The 20,301-nt window shown below is 65.8% G+C and carries 21 protein-coding genes and 1 tRNA gene; 9 read left to right on the top strand and 13 right to left on the bottom strand.

The window, feature by feature from the left end; all coding sequences use genetic code 11:
• Positions 1-109: 109 nt before the first annotated feature.
• Together PX653_RS07825 and PX653_RS07830 are read left to right on the top strand one after the other, a co-directional pair.
• The gene (locus PX653_RS07825) at positions 110-484 is read left to right on the top strand and encodes a winged helix-turn-helix transcriptional regulator (RefSeq protein WP_277417333.1); all 375 of its coding nucleotides are present in this window, start codon (positions 110-112) and stop codon (positions 482-484) included.
• On the top strand, positions 481-786 hold the full coding sequence (locus PX653_RS07830; protein WP_277417334.1) for an antibiotic biosynthesis monooxygenase family protein: 306 nt from the start codon (positions 481-483) through the stop codon (positions 784-786). Before PX653_RS07825 ends, PX653_RS07830 begins: the two co-directional genes overlap by 4 nt.
• A gap of 96 nt (positions 787-882) precedes the next feature.
• Here the strand turns inward: PX653_RS07830 and PX653_RS07835 are convergent, their stop codons facing one another.
• The 5 genes from PX653_RS07835 to PX653_RS07855 all read right to left on the bottom strand — a co-directional run bounded on the left by PX653_RS07835 (position 883) and on the right by PX653_RS07855 (position 3,678).
• Positions 883-1,215, bottom strand: a complete 333-nt coding sequence (locus tag PX653_RS07835) for a hypothetical protein (protein ID WP_277417335.1) — start codon at positions 1,213-1,215, stop codon at positions 883-885.
• Positions 1,216-1,523: 308 nt separating this feature from the next.
• Positions 1,524-1,598 (bottom strand) — tRNA-Val (locus PX653_RS07840).
• A 46-nt stretch (positions 1,599-1,644) separates the two neighbouring features.
• Complete coding sequence (dnaQ, locus tag PX653_RS07845) at positions 1,645-2,346, bottom strand: DNA polymerase III subunit epsilon (RefSeq protein ID WP_277417336.1); 702 nt, start codon at positions 2,344-2,346, stop codon at positions 1,645-1,647.
• A gap of 54 nt (positions 2,347-2,400) precedes the next feature.
• Positions 2,401-2,841 carry a ribonuclease HI gene (gene rnhA / locus PX653_RS07850; protein ID WP_371876467.1) on the bottom strand — a complete coding sequence of 147 codons (441 nt, stop codon included), beginning with the start codon at positions 2,839-2,841 and terminating at the stop codon, positions 2,401-2,403.
• Between the two features lie 30 nt (positions 2,842-2,871).
• Positions 2,872-3,678, bottom strand: coding sequence for a class I SAM-dependent methyltransferase (locus tag PX653_RS07855; protein WP_277417338.1), 807 nt, complete (start codon positions 3,676-3,678; stop codon positions 2,872-2,874).
• Between the two features lie 51 nt (positions 3,679-3,729).
• Between PX653_RS07855 and gloB the strand changes: the two genes are divergently transcribed.
• Both gloB and PX653_RS07865 read left to right on the top strand, forming a co-directional pair.
• The gene (gene gloB / locus PX653_RS07860; protein ID WP_277417339.1) at positions 3,730-4,515 is read left to right on the top strand and encodes a hydroxyacylglutathione hydrolase; all 786 of its coding nucleotides are present in this window, start codon (positions 3,730-3,732) and stop codon (positions 4,513-4,515) included.
• Positions 4,516-4,526: 11 nt separating this feature from the next.
• Entirely contained in the window at positions 4,527-5,174 is a 648-nt protein-coding gene (locus PX653_RS07865; protein ID WP_277417340.1) for a 2-hydroxychromene-2-carboxylate isomerase, read from the top strand.
• A gap of 22 nt (positions 5,175-5,196) precedes the next feature.
• Here the strand turns inward: PX653_RS07865 and aceB are convergent, their stop codons facing one another.
• Positions 5,197-6,789 carry a malate synthase A gene (gene aceB / locus PX653_RS07870; RefSeq protein WP_277417341.1) on the bottom strand — a complete coding sequence of 531 codons (1,593 nt, stop codon included), beginning with the start codon at positions 6,787-6,789 and terminating at the stop codon, positions 5,197-5,199.
• A gap of 120 nt (positions 6,790-6,909) precedes the next feature.
• On the opposite strand from aceB, the gene PX653_RS07875 reads away from it, so the two are divergent.
• A complete protein-coding gene (locus PX653_RS07875) occupies positions 6,910-7,815 on the top strand; it encodes a LysR family transcriptional regulator (RefSeq protein WP_277417342.1) in 906 nt (301 codons plus the stop codon).
• Between the two features lie 509 nt (positions 7,816-8,324).
• On the opposite strand, the gene PX653_RS07880 is transcribed toward PX653_RS07875, so the two are convergent.
• From PX653_RS07880 to PX653_RS07895, 4 genes are all read right to left on the bottom strand, one after another.
• On the bottom strand, positions 8,325-8,528 hold the full coding sequence (locus tag PX653_RS07880; protein WP_107142119.1) for a cold-shock protein: 204 nt from the start codon (positions 8,526-8,528) through the stop codon (positions 8,325-8,327).
• Between the two features lie 359 nt (positions 8,529-8,887).
• On the bottom strand, positions 8,888-9,241 hold the full coding sequence (locus PX653_RS07885) for an Hpt domain-containing protein (RefSeq protein WP_277417343.1): 354 nt from the start codon (positions 9,239-9,241) through the stop codon (positions 8,888-8,890).
• 4 nt (positions 9,242-9,245) lie between these two features.
• Positions 9,246-9,896 carry a uracil phosphoribosyltransferase gene (gene upp / locus PX653_RS07890; protein ID WP_277417344.1) on the bottom strand — a complete coding sequence of 217 codons (651 nt, stop codon included), beginning with the start codon at positions 9,894-9,896 and terminating at the stop codon, positions 9,246-9,248.
• Positions 9,897-9,960: 64 nt separating this feature from the next.
• Positions 9,961-10,149, bottom strand: coding sequence for a hypothetical protein (locus PX653_RS07895; protein WP_277417345.1), 189 nt, complete (start codon positions 10,147-10,149; stop codon positions 9,961-9,963).
• Between the two features lie 254 nt (positions 10,150-10,403).
• Here PX653_RS07895 and PX653_RS07900 point away from each other — a divergent pair, with 254 nt between their 5' ends.
• Positions 10,404-12,116 (top strand): putative bifunctional diguanylate cyclase/phosphodiesterase, encoded by a 1,713-nt coding sequence (locus PX653_RS07900; protein ID WP_277417346.1) that lies wholly within the window; start codon positions 10,404-10,406, stop codon positions 12,114-12,116.
• Positions 12,113-13,606 carry an HDOD domain-containing protein gene (locus PX653_RS07905; protein ID WP_277417347.1) on the top strand — a complete coding sequence of 498 codons (1,494 nt, stop codon included), beginning with the start codon at positions 12,113-12,115 and terminating at the stop codon, positions 13,604-13,606. The genes PX653_RS07900 and PX653_RS07905 overlap by 4 nt, the downstream gene beginning before the upstream one ends.
• Before the next feature lie 21 nt (positions 13,607-13,627).
• Here PX653_RS07905 and aroC read toward each other — a convergent pair whose 3' ends face one another.
• Positions 13,628-14,734: a chorismate synthase gene (gene aroC, locus PX653_RS07910; protein WP_277417348.1), complete on the bottom strand. Its 1,107-nt coding sequence runs from the start codon at positions 14,732-14,734 to the stop codon at positions 13,628-13,630.
• A gap of 394 nt (positions 14,735-15,128) precedes the next feature.
• On the opposite strand from aroC, the gene PX653_RS07915 reads away from it, so the two are divergent.
• Positions 15,129-17,273 carry a bifunctional diguanylate cyclase/phosphodiesterase gene (locus PX653_RS07915; RefSeq protein WP_277418541.1) on the top strand — a complete coding sequence of 715 codons (2,145 nt, stop codon included), beginning with the start codon at positions 15,129-15,131 and terminating at the stop codon, positions 17,271-17,273.
• A gap of 191 nt (positions 17,274-17,464) precedes the next feature.
• Here the strand turns inward: PX653_RS07915 and PX653_RS07920 are convergent, their stop codons facing one another.
• Entirely contained in the window at positions 17,465-17,932 is a 468-nt protein-coding gene (locus PX653_RS07920; protein ID WP_107142112.1) for a CBS domain-containing protein, read from the bottom strand.
• A gap of 234 nt (positions 17,933-18,166) precedes the next feature.
• Between PX653_RS07920 and PX653_RS07925 the strand changes: the two genes are divergently transcribed.
• A complete protein-coding gene (locus PX653_RS07925; protein ID WP_277417349.1) occupies positions 18,167-18,892 on the top strand; it encodes an alpha/beta fold hydrolase in 726 nt (241 codons plus the stop codon).
• 3 nt (positions 18,893-18,895) lie between these two features.
• Here the strand turns inward: PX653_RS07925 and PX653_RS07930 are convergent, their stop codons facing one another.
• Positions 18,896-20,266: a YihY family inner membrane protein gene (locus PX653_RS07930; RefSeq protein ID WP_277417350.1), complete on the bottom strand. Its 1,371-nt coding sequence runs from the start codon at positions 20,264-20,266 to the stop codon at positions 18,896-18,898.
• Between the last annotated feature and the right edge of the window lie 35 nt (positions 20,267-20,301).

Genomic DNA, 20,301 nt, shown 5'->3' on the forward strand with positions numbered 1-20,301 from the left:
TGGGCTGAACGCTTCCCCGCGCTGCGCGCCGGGTTACAAAAATGTGCCGTATTGCGCCGCGCCGCCCGTCCTCGTATAGTGGGACTCATCGTCGACGGTGGGTTTCGGGATGCCAGGCGCCAGGAACTACTTCTGCAGCATCGAGGTCGCGCTCGACTGTATCAACGGCAAATGGAAGCCGACGATCGTCTATCGGCTCAAGGGTGGCGCGCTGCGCTTCACCGCCTTGCGCCGCCAGGTACCGGGCGCGTCGCGCAAGGTGTTTACGGAGCAGTTGCGCCAGCTGCAGGCCGACGGCCTGGTGGAGCGGATCGAGCTGGATGACGAAGTACCGCGCGGCGTCTCGTACGGCCTTACGCCGGTGGCACAAGCCCTGCTGCCGGCCCTGCAGCTGCTGCACGACTGGGGCATCGCCCACGCGCGGCGCCGTCGCCTTCACCTGCGCTTGCTCGACGAGCAGGCCGACAACGAGGATGTGCCATGATCGTCGAATATATCCGCTACAGCCTGCCCCAGCCGCTGGCCGAACAGTTCGTGGCCGACTACGGCCGGGCTTCCCGCGCACTGGACGACTCCGTCCACTGCCAGGCCTATGAACTGAGCCGCTGCGTGGACGAGCCGAACGTGTTCTTGCTGCGCATCGAGTGGGACTCCGCGACCGGGCATATGGAAGGCTTCCGCAAGAGTCCCGGCTTTCGCGAATTCCTGGGCGCGGTGCGGACGTACATTCCGTTTATTCAGGAGATGCGGCATTACGAAGTCACGGGGGTGCGGATGCGAAGCTGAACTCCATCGACCGCGCAATTTGCCTGCGCCGTCCCCAGTGTCGGCATCCTGACCCGCGCAACTGCCACGATCACTCGATAGTTAGCCGACTCAAGCTTAGGACGCGGTCATGCCGCTTAACGCCCTATAAGTCGGCCACGCGAACGACGATATGGTAAGGATATCGAAAACGGCATCGATCCAGAACTGCTCGGATATCCAATTGGCGCAGCGGTAGCGCCGCTTCGACTGGAACTCGGACTTGAGCTCGCCGTAATAGCACATCCACATCGTCTGCTTATTGATAAGCGCGAGCAGGACCTGCAATGTCAAACCAACGAGGAAACACACGGCCACTTCCTGCACAAGACCGACCTTGGCTAGTGCGGCGAAGATCTTGTCTTGGCTAAAGATCAGGACTGGAACTCCACTCCGTAAGCAGTCAGCCATGTGCGCAGCGTATTCGCATGGCCTTCGTAGACAGCGTAGTGACCACTGCCCGCGTCTCCACTTGACAACGGCGTATTCATATCTTCCCCTAGCATGGTTCGAATATTGCGACACAAAGCCAGTAGGACACGCCGGGTTGCCAGACATAGGGCGGCTGTGCCTTTCGTACAACCTTACGACAGGCTAGGCCGTATGTGCGACGGAATCGGAATAGCGCGCAAGGGCTAACGAGCCTATTAGAACATTCCGTACAAAACAAAAAAGGCCTGCAACCTAACGTTGCAAGCCTTTGATATCACAGCGAATTCTGGTGGGAAGTGCAAGTTTCGAACTTGCGACCCCTGCAGTGTGAATGCAGTGCTCTACCCCTGAGCTAACCTCCCGAAGAAGCATTATTATAGGTGGGCACTTGCGTGCCGTCAAGGGACTTCAAGCAACCGGCGTGCGCCAGATGCAAGTTCCTTTCACAGCCTTGTCCAGGCCGTTCAACAGTTCCTCGTGCGCGGCCATTTCGTCGCTTGAGGCACGCACCACGAGGATCTCTGCCAGGGCCACCTGTTCCAGCTGGATGCCCCCGGCCGACGTCTCTTCCTCGATGTCCATGCCCAGGCTGTTCTGGCCTCGCGTCATCGCCAGGTAGACATCCGCCAGCAGCTCGGCATCCAGCAACGCGCCGTGCAGCTTGCGGTGCGCGTTTGAGATGCCGTAGAAGTCGCACAGCGCGTCCAGCGAGTTGCGCTTGCCCGGGCGCAGCTCCTTGGCCTGCACCAAGGTGTCGATGACGCCGCCGATATGTTCGTCGAACGACGGCAGGTTCAGCATGCGGAATTCGTGGTTCAGGAAGCCCAGGTCGAACGGCGCGTTGTGGATGATGACCTCGGCGCCGCGAATGTACTCGCGCAGCTCCTCGACGATTTCGTGGAAGCGCGGCTTGTCGCTCAAGAACTCCGTCGTCAGGCCGTGGACGTTCAGCGCGCCCTCTTCCGACTCGCGGTCCGGGTTGATATAGCGGTGAAAATTATTGCCCGTCAGCTTGCGGTCAACCAGCTCGACGCAACCGATCTCGATGACGCGGTTGCCCAGCTTGGGGTTGATGCCGGTGGTTTCGGTATCGAGGACGATCTGACGCATGTGTTGGATGAGTAAGGAAGACAGCCGCGCAGTATAGCAAACGCGGCGCGGGCATCATTTGCGTCGCACCAGGTCGACGCCGCGGTTGGCCAGCATGTCGGCCCGTTCGTTGCCGGGATGGCCGTTGTGGCCGCGCACCCAGCGCCAGTCGACCTTGTGCACGGCCTGGGCCGTGTCAAGCGCCTGCCACAGGTCGGCGTTCTTGACGGGTTCCTTCGTGGACGTGCGCCAGCCCCGTGCCTTCCAGCCGTGGATCCATTCGCTGATGCCCTTCTGCACGTACTGGCTGTCGGTGTGCAGGACCACTTCGCACGGCCGCTTGAGCGCGTTGAGCGACTCGATCACGGCTTTCAGCTCCATGCGGTTGTTCGTCGTGTTCAGCTCGCCGCCGCACAGCTCCTTCTCCGCCTCCCCCGCAACCATCAGCGCGCCCCAGCCGCCTGTGCCCGGATTGCCCTTGCAGGCGCCGTCCGTAAAAATCTCTACCTTGTCCAGGTACTGCTCACTATTCATGTTTCTCTGACCTTATTGCGACGCTATGGTTTCCTGCCGTTCGCTGTCGGTGCCCTCGCGATGCTTGTTGGCGGCGGGCACCGCGACGGGCGCCTTGGCGGACTTCTTGCTCCACGCAGGGCCGATCAGGCGCATCCCCTTGACCCGCTTGATGGCCTGCACGAGGTAGACGGCACCGAAGTATGGCCACCAGCGCGTACCGGCGCGATCCATGAACGCGTAGCGGGCGAGCCAGGGCTCCGTGCGGCAGGCGGGCGCGTAACAGCCGAAATGGCTGTGGCTGACGCCCATGTTCAGCAATTTTAACCAGTCTTTGATGCGGGGCATAGAAATGAATTCCCCCGCCTCCGGCAGGTAATGGGCGCCGGTGACGCGCGCCGTCACCTGGCGCAGGCCCCACAGGCTGGCCGGATTGAAGCCGCAGATGATCAGCTGGCCTTCCGGGATCAGCACGCGTTCCACTTCGCGCAGCACCTGGTGCGGCTCGGCCGCGAACTCGAGCACGTGCGGCAGCACGACCAGGTCGAGACTTTGCGACGCGAACGGCAACTCGCCCGCATCGAACGTCAGCGTCACGGCCCGGCCGGCAGGCGCCGCTCCACCTTGTGCGCGCGTTTCCGCCAGCCACCTGTGCGGCATGCGGCTGGCCGCCAGCGCATCGATCTGCGGCGTGCCGATCTGCAGCGCGTTGAAGCCGAAGATGTCGGCCGTCAACTCGTCCAGCAGCTGCTGTTCCCACGCGCGCACGTACGCACCGGCCGGCGTTTGCAGCCAGCTGTCCAGCGCTATAATGGATTTTTCGGATGTTGCGCTATCCATGCGTTCCCTGTGGGTTCCCTGCGGGTCCCTGTGAATTCCTATCTTGCACCGATGACGACAACCCTGCACGTGCTGGCCGTTCCGGCGTTCAACGACAACTACCTGTGGCTCATTCATGACGGCCGACACGCGGCCGTCGTGGACCCGGGCGACGCCGGGCCGGTCCTGGCCGCACTCGAGCGGCATGGCCTGTCCCTGACTGCCATTCTACTCACCCACCACCACGCTGACCACATCGGGGGCGTGCCGCAATTATTGCAGCATTACGCCATCCCCGTGTACGGCCCCGCCAGCGACGGCATTGCCGCCGTCACGGTGCCGCTGGTGGAGGGCGATACGGTCCAGGTGCCGGGGCTGGAACTGACGCTGACGGTGCTGGACGTACCAGGCCACACCAGGGGCCACATCGCCTACGTGCGGAGCGGCGCGGTGCCGATGCTGTTCTGCGGCGACACGCTGTTTGCCGGCGGTTGCGGCCGGCTGTTCGAAGGAACGCCGGAGCAGATGGCGGCCTCGCTGGACAAGCTGGCCGCGCTGCCGCCGGCCACGCAGGTGTACTGCGCGCACGAATACACGCTGTCGAACCTGCGCTTTGCCGCCGCGGTCGAGCCGGACAATGGGGCGCTGATTGAACGCATCGGCGTCGAGACGGCAAAGCGCGAGCGCCACGAGGCCACGGTGCCCAGCACGATCGACCTGGAGCGCGCGACGAATCCATTCCTGCGCTATCGCGAGCGCGGCATCGCCCACACGCTGGCCGCGGCCGGCAAGGTGGCGCCGGACGCCGCGCCGCTGGCCGTGTTTGCCGCGCTGCGGCTGTGGAAGAATTCTTTCTGAGGTGACGAACTATGGAAACGGTCCAGTTATATTTCGACCCCATCAGCCCGTTCGTGTGGCTGGCCACGAAGCAGATCGCCCGCATCGAGGCGACCGGCGTGCACGTGGCGATCGAGCCCGTGCTGTTCGCGGGCATGCTGAAGGCCCACGGCATCAAGGGCCCGGCGGAGGTACCGGCCAAGCGTGAACTGATGTTTCGCGACGTGATGCGCCTCGCTGATGCCCAAGGGCTGGCGTTCCGCGGCCCGCCAGGCCATCCGTTCAATCCCCTGCTGGCGCTGCGCATGCTGGCAAGCGTGCCGTCGGCAACGAGCCGCAAGCGGTTTGCCTATGCGCTGGCGCAGGCGAGCTGGGAAAAGGGACTGGACGTTTCGGATGCCGCCGTGCTGCGGCAAGTGGCGAAGGAATGCGACCTGAACGGCGAAGCGTTGCAGGTCGCCGCCGCCACGCCCGAGATCAAGCAGCAGCTGATCGCCGCCACGGATGAGGCGATCGCGCGCGGTGTATTTGGCGTGCCCACGTTCGCCTACCAGAACGAGCTGTTCTGGGGCACCGATCGCATCGATGCGCTGTTGCGCCGGATTGGCGGACACCGCATCGACGAGGCCCGGCTGAAGGAATTCCTGGCGCGCCCTGCGCTGGCCCAGCGCAGCAGCTGAGCCAGCGCCGGTCGCTGCGGCGTCAGATTTCTTCGTACAGCGGCAAGGTCAGGAACTCGGCGAACTGCTCGGAAGTCGACATCTCCTCGAAGATGGCGGCGGCGCGGGCGTAGTTCGGGCTCGAGCCGTCCGGCGCGGCGCCCTGCACTTTCGGCAGTTCCTCCGCGATCATCGCCCGCACCATGTCGGCCGTGACCTTGCGGCCGTCTTCCAGCACGCCCTTGCTGGAGCGGATCCACTGCCACACCTGCGAGCGGCTGATCTCGGCCGTCGCCGCATCTTCCATCAGGTTATGGATCGGCACGCAGCCGTTGCCGCCCAGCCAGCTGCCCAGGTAATGGATGCCCACGTTGATGTTGTAGCGCAGGCCCGCCTCCGTGATCGGCGCTTCCGGCTGGAAGTTCAGCAGGTCGGCCGCCGTGACCTCGACGTCCGGACGCTGCTTGCCGATCTGGTTCGGCGCGTCGCCCAGCACGTTCCTGAACTCCGTCATCGCCAGGTCGACCAGGCCCGGGTGCGCGACCCAGCCGCCGTCGTAGCCATCGGTGGCGTCGCGCGCCTTGTCGTTGCGCACGCCGCCCATCGCGACTTCGTTCTTTTCCGGGTCGTTCTTGATCGGGATCAGGGCCGACATGCCGCCGATGGCCGGCGCGCCGCGCTTGTGGCACGTCTTCAACAGCAGCAGCGCGTAGGCGCGCATGAACGGCGCCGTCATCGTCACCTTCGGCCGGTCGGCCAGGCAGAACTCCTTGTCCAGCTTGAACTTCTTGATGCAGCTGAAGATGTAGTCCCAGCGGCCCGCGTTCAGGCCCGAGCTGTGCTCGCGCAGTTCATACAGGATCTCGTCCATTTCGAACGCGGCCAGGATCGTTTCGATCAGCACGGTGGCCTTGATGGTGCCTTGCGGCAGGCCCAGTTCGTTCTGCGTCATGACGAAGATGTCGTTCCACAGGCGCGCTTCCAGGTGCGATTCCATCTTCGGCAGGTAGAAGTACGGGCCGGCGCCGCGGGCCAGTTGTTCCTTGGCGTTGTGGAACATGAACAGCGCGAAGTCGAAGACGCCGCCGGAGACGCGCTTGCCGTCCACCAGCACGTGCTTCTCGTCCAGGTGCCAGCCGCGGGGACGCACGACCAGGGTCGCCGTCTTCTCGTTCAGCTTGTACGACTTGCCGTTCTGCTCCAGGGCGATGGTCTTGCGCACGGCGTCCATCATGTTGACCTGGCCGTCGATCTGGTTGCGCCAGTTCGGCGTGTTGGAGTCCTCGAAGTCGGTCATGTAGCTGTCCGCACCGGAGTTCAGCGCGTTGATGACCATCTTGCGCTCGACCGGGCCCGTGATCTCGACGCGACGGCATTCCAGTGCCGGCGGAATCGGTGCGATCTTCCAGTCGCCGGCGCGGATATGCGCGGTCTCGGCCAGGAAGTCGGGACGCTCGCCGGCATCGAGGCGGCGCGCACGCTCGACGCGCGCCGCCAGCAGTTGCTGCCGGCGTGGCTCGAACTCGCGCGACAGCTTCGCGACGAGGGCCAGCGCCTCGGGCGTCAGCACGCGTTCGTAGCCGGGCGCGATCTCGCCCGTGATTTCCATGCCTGCGGGAAGGGAAATGCTGCTCATCTGGATCTCCTTGGGTTTGTGATATGGTGCAATGCAATGCAATCCAGTATATTGACCGGACACTTATATAAACGAGACAAATAATCACTTCATCTGTGCGTTTTTGTCATAGATCGCGTCATGGGACAGTTCCGTCAGATCTCCACCTTTGTCGAAGTCGTCGCCCGCGGCAGCCTCTCCGCCGCCGCCCGGGCGGAAGGTATCGCCCCGGCCGTCATCGGTCGCCGCCTGGATGCGCTGGAGCAGCGCCTCGGTGTCAAACTCCTCCAGCGTACCACGCGCAAGCTGGCGCTGACGGACGAAGGCACGGCGTTCCTCGAGGACTGCCAGCGCATCCTGGCCGAGCTGGAATCGGCCGAGGCCGCGGTCTCCGAACGCAGCGCACGCGCGACAGGACACCTGCTCATCTCCGCGCCGGCGGGGTTCGGCCGGCAGCACGTGGCACCGCTGATCCCGTCGTTCCTTGCCGAGCACCGTGAGGTCACCGTCACGCTGAACCTGAACGACCGCGTCGTCGACCTGATCGGCGAAGGGGTGGACGTGGCAATCCGCATCGCCAGCCTGGAGGACTCGAACCTCGTCAGCGTCAAGCTTGCGGACAACCACCGCGTCGTCGTCGCCACGCCCGCCTACCTGAAACGCCACGGCGTGCCGCAGAACCTGGACGACCTCGCCAAACACAACTGCATGGCCATCAGCAGCGAAGGCAGCCAGCGCGGCTGGACGTTCCGCGACGGCGGCAAGTCCGTCACGCTGAAAGTGACGGGCAATATGAGCTGCAACGACGGCGCCGTCCTGCACGACTGGGTACTGGCCGGCAAGGGCCTGGCCTGGCGCTCGATGTGGGAAGTGGGCGGCGACATCGAAGCGGGCCGGCTGCAGACGGTGCTCGACGCGTACTCGGCGCCGGGCAACGACATCTACGCCGTCTTCGCGCAACGGCGCCATCTGCCCCTGCGCATCCGTACCTTCGTCGACTTCCTGCGGCGCAGCTATGCGCAGCCGGGGTACTGGGGCCAGGGCTGACCTGGGCCTGGCGTCTACACCCGGTGCGTGTCCGCCTGTGTCACACCCGACATGGACACGGACTCAGCGACACTGGCGCTGGGCTGGGCGCCACCGGTGGCGCTGTGCCCCTGGCGGCTGCTACCTCGTCACCGTTCAAGCTACGACCCGATGCCGAGCTCATGTCTCAAGTTGGTGACTGACCCCGCGGTGGGACACGAGCCCGACGGTGTCGCGTGCGGCGAGCGTGTGTCGGCAATGGCGTCGCGGCTCGATCACTACGCATGAGCTCGTGTCCCACTTTGGTGCCTGACCCCGTTGTGGGACACGAGGCCAGCCGTTGGCCGGTCGAATGCCGCGACAAGTCCGGCAGAGGCCGTGTCATGTCGGGGTGCAGCCGCATGGTGGACACAGGCTCGGCGGTAGCGTGAGTAGCCGGTTTTGTGGGCTGGCGCCCCGGATTGCGGGACGTACAGGCGAAAAAAAATCCCCGGAAACCGAGGATTTTTTATTTCGTTAGATCCAGCGTATTACAGAGGCTGAATGTTCGAAGCTTGCTTGCCTTTCGGACCAGCGGTCACTTCGAAAGATACGCGTTGGTTCTCTTGCAGAGATTTGAAGCCGGTGGTTTGGATCGCCGAGAAGTGAGCGAACAGATCTTCGCCGCCTTCGTCAGGGGTGATGAAGCCAAAACCCTTCGAATCATTGAACCATTTTACGATACCAGTTGCCATTACAATTCCTATTACAGTTAAATGAGCTTGCGCCCGTGATATCGTTTGAAGCAAGTATGCAATGGCAGACTAACTGCACTACTCTTGAATCTAAACGATCCCGCATTATACCGAATACGGCGCCAAAAGCACGTCACGAGTCACGGTTTCAGCACGTTTTTGCGAAAATAATTGCTACAGACGAGCTTTCGGGTGGTCTTGCGGCAAGAATTCTGTCCCCTTGTCACGAAACCGTCATGCGATTGACATGAAACGGTCATGAAAGACGGCAAAAAGCGCTGCAAGATTCCCGGAAGCTGCTGTTTCGCCCGGCATGTGTGTAACTATAGACAATAATCCAACGCAGTGTTTGACCTGCGTCAATCGTGCGCACGGATTGTGGCGCCCGTGGGATCGTCATTGGCCCACGCCAGGTAATGCCGCACCTGCGGTACGACGTCGCCAAACGCCGCCGTTGCCGCCATCGTCTCCCGCAGCAGCTGTTCCAGCCGGCGCGCTTCGTCACCCAGCGCCGCGAAGCCGAAGGAGCCGGCGGAGCCGGCCACGGCATGCAATGCTTCGTGCAGGGGCTCCAGCTGTGCCGGGGCCGGTGTGGTACCGGCCGCATCCAGCGCCGCCCCGATCGCCGCCAGCCGTTGCGGGATGCTGGCGCGGTATTTGTCGGCCAGCGCCTGCAGGTGCTGGCGGAACGCGGGATCGGCGGGCGTGGCCATTGGCTTACTTGGTGCCGAAGATGCGGTCGCCCGCGTCGCCCAGGCCCGGTACGATGTAGGCGTGCTCGTTCAGGTGCGAATCCAGCGACGCGCAATAGATCTTCACGTTCGGGTGCGACTTCTGGAACACCTCGATGCCTTCCGGTGCCGCCACCAGCGCCAGGAAGATGATCTGGTCGTCGCCGACGCCGCGGTTCTTCAGCACGTCCACGGCGTGCACGGCGGAGTTGCCCGTGGCGACCATCGGGTCGCACAGGATAAAGATGCGATCGACCAGGTCCGGCAGGCGCACCAGGTACTCGACAGGCTGGTGCGTGTCCGGGTCGCGGAACACGCCGATGTGGCCGACACGGGCCGACGGCACCAGGTTCAGCAGGCCATCGCTCATGCCGATGCCGGCGCGCAGGATCGGCACCACCGCCAACTTCTTGCCGGCGATGACGGGCGCGTCGACCGTCATCAAGGGCGTCTCGATCTCGCGCGTGGTCAGCGGCAGGTCGCGGGTGATTTCGTAACCCATCAACAGTGTGATTTCCTTCAGCAGTTCGCGGAAGGTGCGGGTCGACGTCGACTTGTCGCGCATGTGGCTCAGCTTGTGCTGGATCAGCGGATGGTCGGTGATGAAGAGGTTCGGGAAGCGCGGATCTTGTTTCATTTTTGTACAGTAATTTGCGGGTTGTAGCGCATTATCCCAGCCCGGGGCAAGCGCTGTCCATGTTTTACGGCGCCGCGCCCTCCTCCACCAATGCCCGCGCCAGGATCGCGGCGCAATCCCGCAGTGCGACCTGTGCCGCCCCGCCGCCCTCCCGCACCAGCGCTTCGCCCAGCGCGGGATCGCAGGCGAACAGGTGGATGTCGCCGAACGGCGCCACCGGGTTGAACACTTCGTGCGTATCGAACCGCTCCATCGCCCCTCCCACGGTGCCGGGCTGCCGCCCGTCGTCGCAGGCCAGCCGAAACGGCAAGGCCCGCAGGCGCACCGAAAACGTTACCAACAGGCTGTTTTAGTGAAGTAGCGCAAGATTTTCCCGCCCAAATAGGCCTGATGTTGCCCTTTTTCATGTAAAACAACCCGACAAAGTGGTACATTTGTTGCCGGCTCGACAGATAACGTTCCAGCCGCCTCTTTTTGACGCACTTCCCAGAGATCCGAGCCCGTCCAATGCTGTCCGGTACCCCCACCGTCGCGTCCACCGACACCCCGAGCGCCTTCGATGGCATGCTCGAGGAGGCGGGCGACATCGTGTTTCGCGCCGATCCGCGCGGGCACATCCGCTTTGCCAGCCGGCGCGCCGCCACGCTGGCCGGCGGCGCCGAACTGGTGGGCCAGTCGCTGCGCGCGCTCGTCTGCGAAGCCGACCACGGCATCCTGAAGGCCGCGCTGGCCGAGGCACAGGCCGTCCACGTCGCCCGTGCCGAGCTGCGCTTGCGCCATGGGGACGTCGAGACACCCTACGACCTGCGCATTTCCAGCCATGGCGCCGAACTCCTGCTCGTGGGGCGCGACCTGACCGCCCAGCATGCCACCGAAGCGCGCCTGCGCCACATGGCCACGCACGACGCCCTCACCGGCCTGCCGAACCGCGCCCTGCTGTCCGACCGCATCCGCATGACGATCGCGCAGGCGCGCCGTACCGGCCAGGGCTTTGCCGTTGCGACCGTGGGCCTGGACGGCTTCAAGAAGGTGAACGACGGGCTGGGTCATCCGGCCGGCGACGCCGTGCTGTGCATGGCGGCCGCGCGGCTGCGCAAGATGCTGCGCGACAGCGACACCTTGGCCCGGGTGGGCGGCGACGAGTTCGTGGCGGTCCTGCCGGGCACCTTCAACGAAGCGCAGATCCGCCTCGTCACGGGCCGGCTGCTGGCGACGCTGCAGTCGCCATTCGACGTCGACGGCCAGACGGTCTACGTGGGGGCGTCCGTCGGCGTGTCGGTGTATCCGCAGCACGCCGAGGACGAGATCCGCTTGCTGGCGCTGGCCGACGCGGCGCTGTCGCGGGCCAAGGAAACCGGCAAGGCCCGCTGCGTCGTCTACAACGCGCGCCACAGCAGCCCGACCGAACATGACATCTCGCTGGAGGCGGCCATGTTCCAGGCCGTGCGCGAAGGCGAGTTCGTGCTGTACTACCAGCCCATCGTCGATGCGGCCACGCGCGAGATCGAAGGCTTCGAGACACTGATGCGCTGGAAGCACCCGACCCTGGGCATGGTGCCGCCGGCGCGCTTCATCCCGCTGGCCGAGACCAATGGCCTGATCAACCTCCTGGGCGCATGGGCGCTGAAGGCCGCGTGCGTGCAACTGCGCCAGTTTGAGGCGGCGGCCAAGCGGTCGCTGTACATGTCCGTCAACATCAGTCCGCGCCAGTTCCGCAACGACAAATTCCTCGACGTGCTGGACGACGCGCTGGCCTACTCCGGCGTGGCCGGCGAGCAGCTGGTGCTGGAGATCACCGAGGGCACCCTGATGATCGACCCGGTGCATGCGGAAAGCATCCTCGGCAAGATGGTCGAGCGGCGCGCCCGCATCGCCATCGACGATTTCGGTACCGGCTATTCGTCGCTGGCCTACCTGAAGAACTTCCCGATTTCCGTGCTGAAGATCGACCGCGCCTTCATCCGCGACCTGCCCGGCTCGCAGAAGGACGGCGCGATCTGCAACGCCGTGCTGGACCTGGCCAAGCACTTGTCGCTGTCCGTCGTCGCGGAAGGCGTGGAAACCGAGGAGCAGATACACTACATGCGCGAGCGCGGCTGCCGCTATGTGCAAGGCTACCTGACGGGCAAGCCGATGGCGGCCAACGTCGCCGTCGCGGCCCTGACGGAGCGTCACTACGCGGACCTGTGCCGGGACCAACCGCAGCGGGCAACTGGATGACAGAACACTACAAGGCCGGCACGGCGCTCGGCGAACAGACCTTGTCCCTGCTGTGGGAACGCACCCGGCGCCAGGGCGACATGCCGGGCTTCGCCAAGGCCATCGGCACCATCCTGGGCGCCATGCGCGGCGAGGAAGACCACCTGTTCAGCCTGACGGAAACAGTGCTGACGGACCCCGTGCTGACCCAGAAGGTGCTGCGCCTGGCCAACAGCGGCATGTACTCCGCGTTCGGCCAGCACGTCAGCACCGTGACGAAGGCGGTGCTCGTGCTGGGCACCGAAGCCATCGGCCACCTGGCCCTGGGCCTGAAGCTGATCGAGGAGCTGTCCGAGCTGCGGCCCGAGTCGGCCCATGCGCATATCGAGATGGAGAAGGCCGTGCTGGCCGGCCTGGTCGCGCGCGAGCTGGCCGCCAGCGTGCAGAGCGTGCATGCGGAGGAAGCCGTGGTGTGCTCGATGCTGCACACGCTGGGCCGCATGATGGTGACGTTCTACATGCCCGAGGCGTGGCAGCGCCTGCAGCAGGCCGCCGGACCGGGCCGCGAGGACGCCGCCGCGCCCCAGCTGCTGGGTATCGCGCTGCCGGAGATCGGCCGCGCCGCCGCGCTGCGCTGGGGCCTGCCGCACAACCTGGTCGCCGGCATGCGCAGCGTCGAGCCCTGCGAGCCCGGCACGCCGGTCGGCCATGGCGACTGGATCGCCGCCCTGTCCACGCTGGCGCGGCGTTGCGCGGGAGGCCTGTGGCACGACCAGGAGGACGGCGCCGCCGAGGTCCAGCGCGCCACGGAAATCTACGCGCCGATGCTGGGGCTGGACCTGGAGCGTGCCGCCGCGGCGATCGCCCAGGCGCGCGCCGCGGCCGTCGAGGACCTGTCAATCGCGCCGCTGTCGAAGCCGGCGGAGCGGCGTGCCAAGGAACTGGCGCGCACGCGCCAGCGCGCGGCCGGCAACAAGATCCTGCAGGCGGGCCTGGCGGAAATGCGCGAGATGGTGGACAGCGCCAGCCCGGGCCAGATGGTGTCGATCGCGCTGGAGACGGTGTACAAGGGCCTGGACTTCTCGCGTGCCGTGGCGTTCGTGCGCAATCGCCGCGAAGGACGCTATGCGGCGCGCATGTGCTTCGGCGAGTCGCTCAAGGAGCACCTGCCGCTGATGACGTTCGAGGACGGCTACCAGCCCAACGTGTTCCACGCGGCGCTGGGCAGCGATCGCGTGATCTTCATCGAGAACGCGCGCGACCCGAAGTTCGCGGCCAAGCTGCCGCAGTGGTGGAAAAGCACGCTGGCCGAAGCGCGCAGCTTCGTCATCCTGCCGCTCAGCTCGAACGGCCAGCCGGCCGGGTTCCTGTATGGCGACTGGGACGAGACGTTCCCGCCCATCGAGCTGTCGCAGACCGAATTCGCCCTCCTCAACGACCTGCGCGCGCTGGTCATGCGCGCCGTCGAGCGGCGCCACGCGTTCGAGACCGTGGCCAGCCGCGCCGCCTGAAGCGGCAGGATCGGCGACGGTTCAGCGCCCGGCGCGGGCGATGTCGGGCGTGCGCACGGCCACGTCGCCGCACTGGGCGCGGTGCTGCAGCGCGTGGTCCATCAGCACCAGGGCCAGCATGGCCTCGGCGATCGGCGTGGCGCGGATGCCCACGCACGGGTCATGGCGGCCGAAGGTCTCCACCGTGACCGGATTGCCGTCCTTGTCGATGGAGCGGCGCGGCGTGCGGATCGACGAGGTGGGCTTGATCGCGATCGAGACCGTGATGTCCTGCCCCGTCGAGATGCCGCCCAGGATGCCGCCCGAGTGGTTGCCCACGAAGCCTTGCGGCGTCAGCTCGTCGCCGTGTTCCGAACCGCGCTGGGCGACCGAGTCGAAGCCGGCGCCGATCTCGATCCCTTTGACGGCATTGATGCCCATCATCGCGTAGGCGATGTCGGCATCGAGCTTGTCGTAGATCGGCTGGCCCAGGCCCACCGGCACGTTTCGGGCGATGACGTCGATGCGCGCGCCGATCGAGTCGCCGGCCCTGCGCAGTTCGTCCATATAGGTTTCCATGCGCGCGATCAGCGCCGCGTCGCCGGTGGCCGCGAAGAACGGGTTGTGCGCCGCGTGGGCCCAATCCTGGAACGGCACCTCGATCTCGCCCAACTGGCTCATGCAGCCCAGGAACTCGGTGCCGTACTGCGCCTTCAGCCATTTCTTCGCGATCGCGGCCGCGCCCACCACCGGCGCCGTCAGCCGTGCGGACGAACGTCCACCGCCGCGCGGGTCGCGCACGCCGTACTTGTGCCAATAAGTGTAGTCGGCATGGCCGGGCCGGAAGCTGTCGGCGATATTGCCGTAGTCCTTGCTGCGCTGGTCTTCGTTTTTGATCAGCAGCGCGATCGGCGTGCCCGTCGTCACGCCCTCGTAGACGCCGGACAGGATCTGCACCGCATCCGGTTCCTGGCGCTGCGTCACATGGCGCGACGTACCGGGCTTGCGCCGGTCCAGCTCGGGCTGGATGTCCGCCTCCGACAACGGCAGGCCCGGCGGGCAACCGTCGACGACGCAGCCGATCGCCGGTCCGTGGGATTCGCCAAAAGTGCTGACAGTGAACAGCTTGCCAAAGGAATTGCCGGACATAGTGATGGTAGACGTACAAGACGCGTGACGGAAGAATTGGCAATTTTACCCCGTTGGCAACGTCTCTGCCAGCGCGGCGCCTGCCCCGGTCCACTATGGCATAAAAACATCAGTTTCCATGTGGAAATTAGGAAAATGACGGCAGGGCAAGCGAGTTGCGCCATACAATTTCCGAATGTTGTTCATTCCCTTATATACTTAGGCAGGGAAAGAACGGCACCAAGGACCAATTCGGAGAAGCACGCATGCCCCCATCGATCACTCCCCAGCCCTGGGCCGGGACGATCTGACGCAAGAGGAGTCGACGCCGCGCGACGACCAGGACGACCTGGTCTTCCTGGAAGAGCCTGCCGCGGACCCGGCCCCGCCGGCAGCGCAAGGTGTGTGGCGCGTGATGGTCGTCGATGACGACGAGGACGTCCATTCCACCACCACGTTCGCGCTGGGGAACCTGGAGATGCAGGGCCGTCCGCTGGAGTTCGTGCACGCCTACTCCGCCGCGCAGGCGCGCGAACTGCTGGCCCACGAACACGACATCGCCGTCATCCTGCTGGACGTCGTGATGGAACAGGACGACGCCGGCCTCCACCTGGTGCGCCACATCCGCGAGACGCTGAAGCTGGCGGACGTGCGCATCATCCTGCGTACCGGCCAGCCTGGCTATGCGCCGGAGATCGATGCCATCCGCGATTTCGACATCAACGACTACAAGACCAAGTCCGAACTGACCCGCATCAAGCTGTACACCACGGTGACGGCGGCCATCCGCTCGTACGAGCAGATCCGCAAGATCAGCGACAGCCGGCGCGGCCTGAGCCAGATCGTCCACGCCAGCACCGAGCTGATGGCGCTGCACGGGGTGGGCAGCTTTGCCGCAGGGGTGCTGGCGCAGGCCGCCGCGCTGCTGGGGCAATCCAACCCGGGCCAGCCTTGCAGCGGCTTCCTGTGCGCGCAGGAAGGCTGCGACACGCCCCAGCTGCACGTGCTGGCCGCGACCGGCGACTGGGTGTCGTACGAAGGCCGCCAGTTCGCCGGCGGCGCGCTGCCGGTGCCGCTGGCCGCGCGCGCCCTGGCCGAACGGCGCAACCTGTACACGGCCGGCGCCGTCGCACTGTACTTCGCCGGCAAGTCGTGCCGCACGTTTGTCGCCCAGCTGGACGTGGCGCGTGCACCGGGCGAGCTGGAAGAGCGCCTGCTGGACGTCTTCACGGCCAACGTGGCCGTGGGCCTGGACAACGTCGAACTGGTCGCGCACCTGCACGACGCGGCGTTCTACGACACGCTGTCGAAGCTGCCCAATCGCACCCGCCTGGTGGAAATCCTCGATGCCACGCTGGCCGGACCGGCGCGCGACGAGGCCGTGCTGTCGCTGGTCGATCTCGATCATTTTGCCGAGACCAACGATGCCCTGGGCCATGAATTCGGCGACCAGCTGCTGGCGGCGGTCGGCAGCCGGCTGCGCCACAGCCTGGGCCAGCAGCTGACGGTGGCGCGCATCGGCGGGGACATCTTCTGCGTGCTGGGCGAGGAAGCCAGCGTGAATCCGGCCAATATCCTGGCGCAGTTCCAGCAGCCGTTCAATATCGAGGGCCAGGACGTGCAATTGTCGGCCACCCTCGGCCTGGTGCGCCTGGCGGAGCACGACGGCAGCGGCGCCGACGCGTTGAAGGATGCCGATATCGCGCTCAAGCGCGCCAAGTCGCAGCAGCGCGCCGGCCACTTCTACTTCTCGCGCAACATGGGTGTCGAGATCCGCGAGCGGGTGCGCATGATGCACGCACTGCGCACGGCTTTCAGCCAGCACGAGCTGTTCCTGATGTACCAGCCGCAGATCGACCTGGCCACGCGCCGCCCCGTGGGCGCCGAGGCATTGCTGCGCTGGCGCACGCGCGACGGCAAGTTCGTTTCGCCCGACCGCTTCATTCCGATCGCCGAATATTCCGGCCTCATCATCGAGCTGGGCGAGTGGGTGCTGCGCACCGCCTGCGCGGAACTGGTCCGTCTGCGGGCGGCGGGCCACCGCGACTTCACGGTATCCGTCAACGTATCGCAGGTGCAGTTCCGCCACCCGCAATTCCTGGCCATGCTGCGCCAGGCGCTGGACGACACGGGCGCGCCGCCCGAGTACGTGGAGCTGGAGATCACGGAGTCGATGGCGATGGAAGAGCCGCACCTGCTGGTCGAGATGCTGGCCGAGGTCCGCGGCACGGGGGTCAAGGTGGCGATCGACGACTTCGGCACGGGCTTCTCGTCGCTGTCGCACCTGCAGCGGCTGCAGATCGACCGCCTCAAGATCGACCGCGCGTTCGTTACCGAGATCACGGGTTCGTCGCGCGGCAGCAGCATCGCGGAAATGGTGATCCAGCTGGGCCGCAACCTGGGGCTGTCGATCGTGGCCGAAGGCGTCGAGGACGAGCGCCAGGCGCAGGTCCTGTTCCACCTCGGGTGTCCGCTGGCGCAGGGCTTCTTGTTCGCGCGGCCGATGCCGGCGGAGGATTTGATGGCGTGGCTGGCTGGGGAGGCGCGGCGGAGCGCTTGAAGTTGGCGATCTGTGGGAAGCCGCCTGGATACGTCGAGCTTGGAGTCTGTCCCGTTTTTTGGGCGGTCCGGCGACCGGCTGACACCGGTTTCTCTCGCGGAAAATCATGCTTCTGCGATTAAAACCAGGGTCAGTCCCCTGCGGGACGATACGGCGGCCCGGCAGACCCTAAGCCATTGCGTCGGCGGGTCTCAGCGCTGGTTCGCCGCCGCGAACTCGTCTTCCTCGGCCGGCCAGTCGCGGATATACGCCTTCAGCATGCGGTTTTCGAAGCTCTGCGCTTCCAGCACGGCGCGGGCCACGTCATAGAACGAGATCACGCCCAGGATCGTCTTGGCGTTCATCACGGGCAGGTAGCGCGCGTGCTTTTCCAACATGATGCGGCGCACTTCGTTCACTTCCGTGTCCGGCGTGACGGTGATCGGGTGATCGTCCATGTGCTTGCGCACCGTGCCGCCGCCCACCGTGCCGTCGTTGGCGTGCAGCGCCTTGAGTACCTCGCGGAAGGTCAGCATGCCCACCAGGTCGCCGTATTCCATCACGACGAGCGAACCGATGTCCTTCTCGGCCATCGTGTTGGCGGCGTCCGCCAGGGGCTGGTCGGGGCTGATCGTGTAGAGGATATTGCCTTTGACTTGCAGGATTTCTGAAACTTTCATGGTGGCCGTCCTGTCCGCGCGAAAATGGGTGGGTAAGTTAGTGCCAGGAAACTGCCTCAAAGTGGCCCGGGCCGCAAGGGTGCCGGCCATTGTGAAACAGCTTGTCAGCGCTATAGCCGAATGTAGCCGATGCCCGGCAAAAAATCCAGCGGTGCGCATAACCAGGATGCAACACCCTTGACGGCTGGCGCCAGCACGGTAGCATCGGGCCACTACAACCCGACAGGAGACGCCATGCCCTCATCCACCCTCGTCCTCGTGCACGGCGCGCTGAACGATCACACCGTCTGGACACCACTCGTCCCCGACCTGGAACGGCACGGCTGGCGCGTGCTGGCCGTCGACCTGCCGGCCCATGACGGCGCCGGCACGCCGCTGGCGTCCGTCGAGGCGATGGCCGACTGGTTGCTGGCGACCTTGGATGAGCGTAACGTGGACCGCGTCGCCCTGGCCGGCCACAGCATGGGCTCGCTGGTCTGCCTGGAGGCGGCGGCCCGGGCGCCGCAGCGCGTGTCGCACTTGGCCCTGCTGGGCAGCACCTTCCCCATGAAGGTGTCCGGTGCGCTGCTGAAGACGGCGCTGGAAGACGAACCGGCCGCCATCGACATGGTGGCGCGCTGGTCGCACGCGCCGGGGCCGGCCGGTACCGAGCATCCCGCGGTGCCGGCCTCGCGCACGCTGATGCAGGCGATCGCCGCGCGTTGCCCGCGCCACCTGCTGCACACCGACCTTGCCGCCTGCAAGGCCTATGCCAACGGCACGGCCGCCGCCGCGCAGGTGCGCTGTCCCGTGCTGCTGCTGGCCGGCGCGCACGACGCGATGACGCCGCCCAGCTGCGGCGAGTTGCCGGCCGCGCTGCCCACGGCGCGCCACGTCACGGTCGATGCCGGCCACCAGATGATGGCCGAGCAGCCGCGGGCCGTGCTGGACACGCTGGCGGCCTTCCTCGCCGCCGGCTGAGCGTCAGCGGCAGTCCAGCAGGCCGAAGTGCTGGGCCAGCGGCAGGCCCAGCCCGGTCTCGACGGCCGCCTCGACCTGCCGCGCCAGCCGGGCCGCATCGCGGCTGGCCTGCACGTCGCGCGGATCGTCCGAATCGGCCACGACACCGGCGTTGACCGGCATGCCGCCGAATACGAACAGGCGGTAGACGTCGGCCAGGGTCAGGCGCTCCGTGTTGGCCAGCAGTACCCAGCTGTCCGCATCGCCGTCCACGTGCTTGCCCCACTGGACCCGGGCCGGCGCATCGAGCTTCACGCGCCCCACCCAGCCCTGCGCCTGCATTCGTTCCAGCAGCAAGTCCATCTCGTCGAAACCGAGCCGGGTGCGGGCGCGGATGGTGCTCGCGCTGACGAGCGCCGTGTCGCCGCAGCGGCACGCCACGTCCAGCACCTTCAACACGGCCATCGCGTCGACGAAGGCGCTGCCGGGCGCCGGTTCGTGCCACCAGCGCTCGTACTTCACGACCGGCAGCGCGGCCGTCAGCAGCGCGCCCACCAGCGTGATCATCCACGACAGGTAGACCCACAGCAGGAACAGGGGCAGCGCGGCCAGCGCGCCGTAGATCTTCGAGTACGTCGGGAACTGCGTGATGAACACGGCAAAGCCGCGCTTGGCCAGCTCGAACGCCAGCCCGGCCAGCACGCCGCCGGCCAGCGCATCGCGCCAGTCGACGTTGCGGTTCGGGACGGCCAGGTAGAGGAACGTGAAGCCGGCCGTCGTCAGGGCCAGCGACAGGATCGTGTAGAACAGGGCCCCGGCCACGTCGCCCACCAGCGACGTCGTCGCCGTAAACACCGTCGTGGACAGCGACAGCGACACGCCGACCACCAGCGGGCCCAGGGTGATCAGCGCCCAGTAGACGAGGATGCGGCGGGTCCAGCGCCGCTCCGCCTTGACCCGCCAGATGCGGTTGAACACGCGCTCGATCATGCCCATCATCGCCACCGACGTCAGCACCAGCGTGACGGCACCCACGGCGGACAGCCGCGTGGCCTGTTGCGCGAACGTCGTCAGGTACGACAGGATCGTGTTCGAGATCGCCTTCGGCATCACGCTCTGGATGAAGTATGCCTCCAGCGCGGTGCGGAACGTCTTGAACATCGGGAACGTGGTAAACACGGCGAGCGCGATCGTCAGCACCGGCACCAGCGCGAACACGGTGGTAAAGGTCAGGCCGCCCGCCACCTGCGGCAGGCTTTCCTCGCGCAGGCGGCGCCGGGCGAACAGGTACAGGTCGCGTACCTCGCTCCATGACAGCGAACGCAGTTCGGCGATGCCGTCATGGCAGCTGCGGGAAAGATAGCGGTACAACGTCGGCAGGAAGGAGGATGGCATGCAGAGGGTTCGGCGCGGGGCTGGCAACCGCGCCT

This window comes from Pseudoduganella chitinolytica (genome assembly GCF_029028125.1).
Classification (GTDB): Bacteria; Pseudomonadota; Gammaproteobacteria; order Burkholderiales; family Burkholderiaceae_D; genus Rugamonas; species Rugamonas chitinolytica.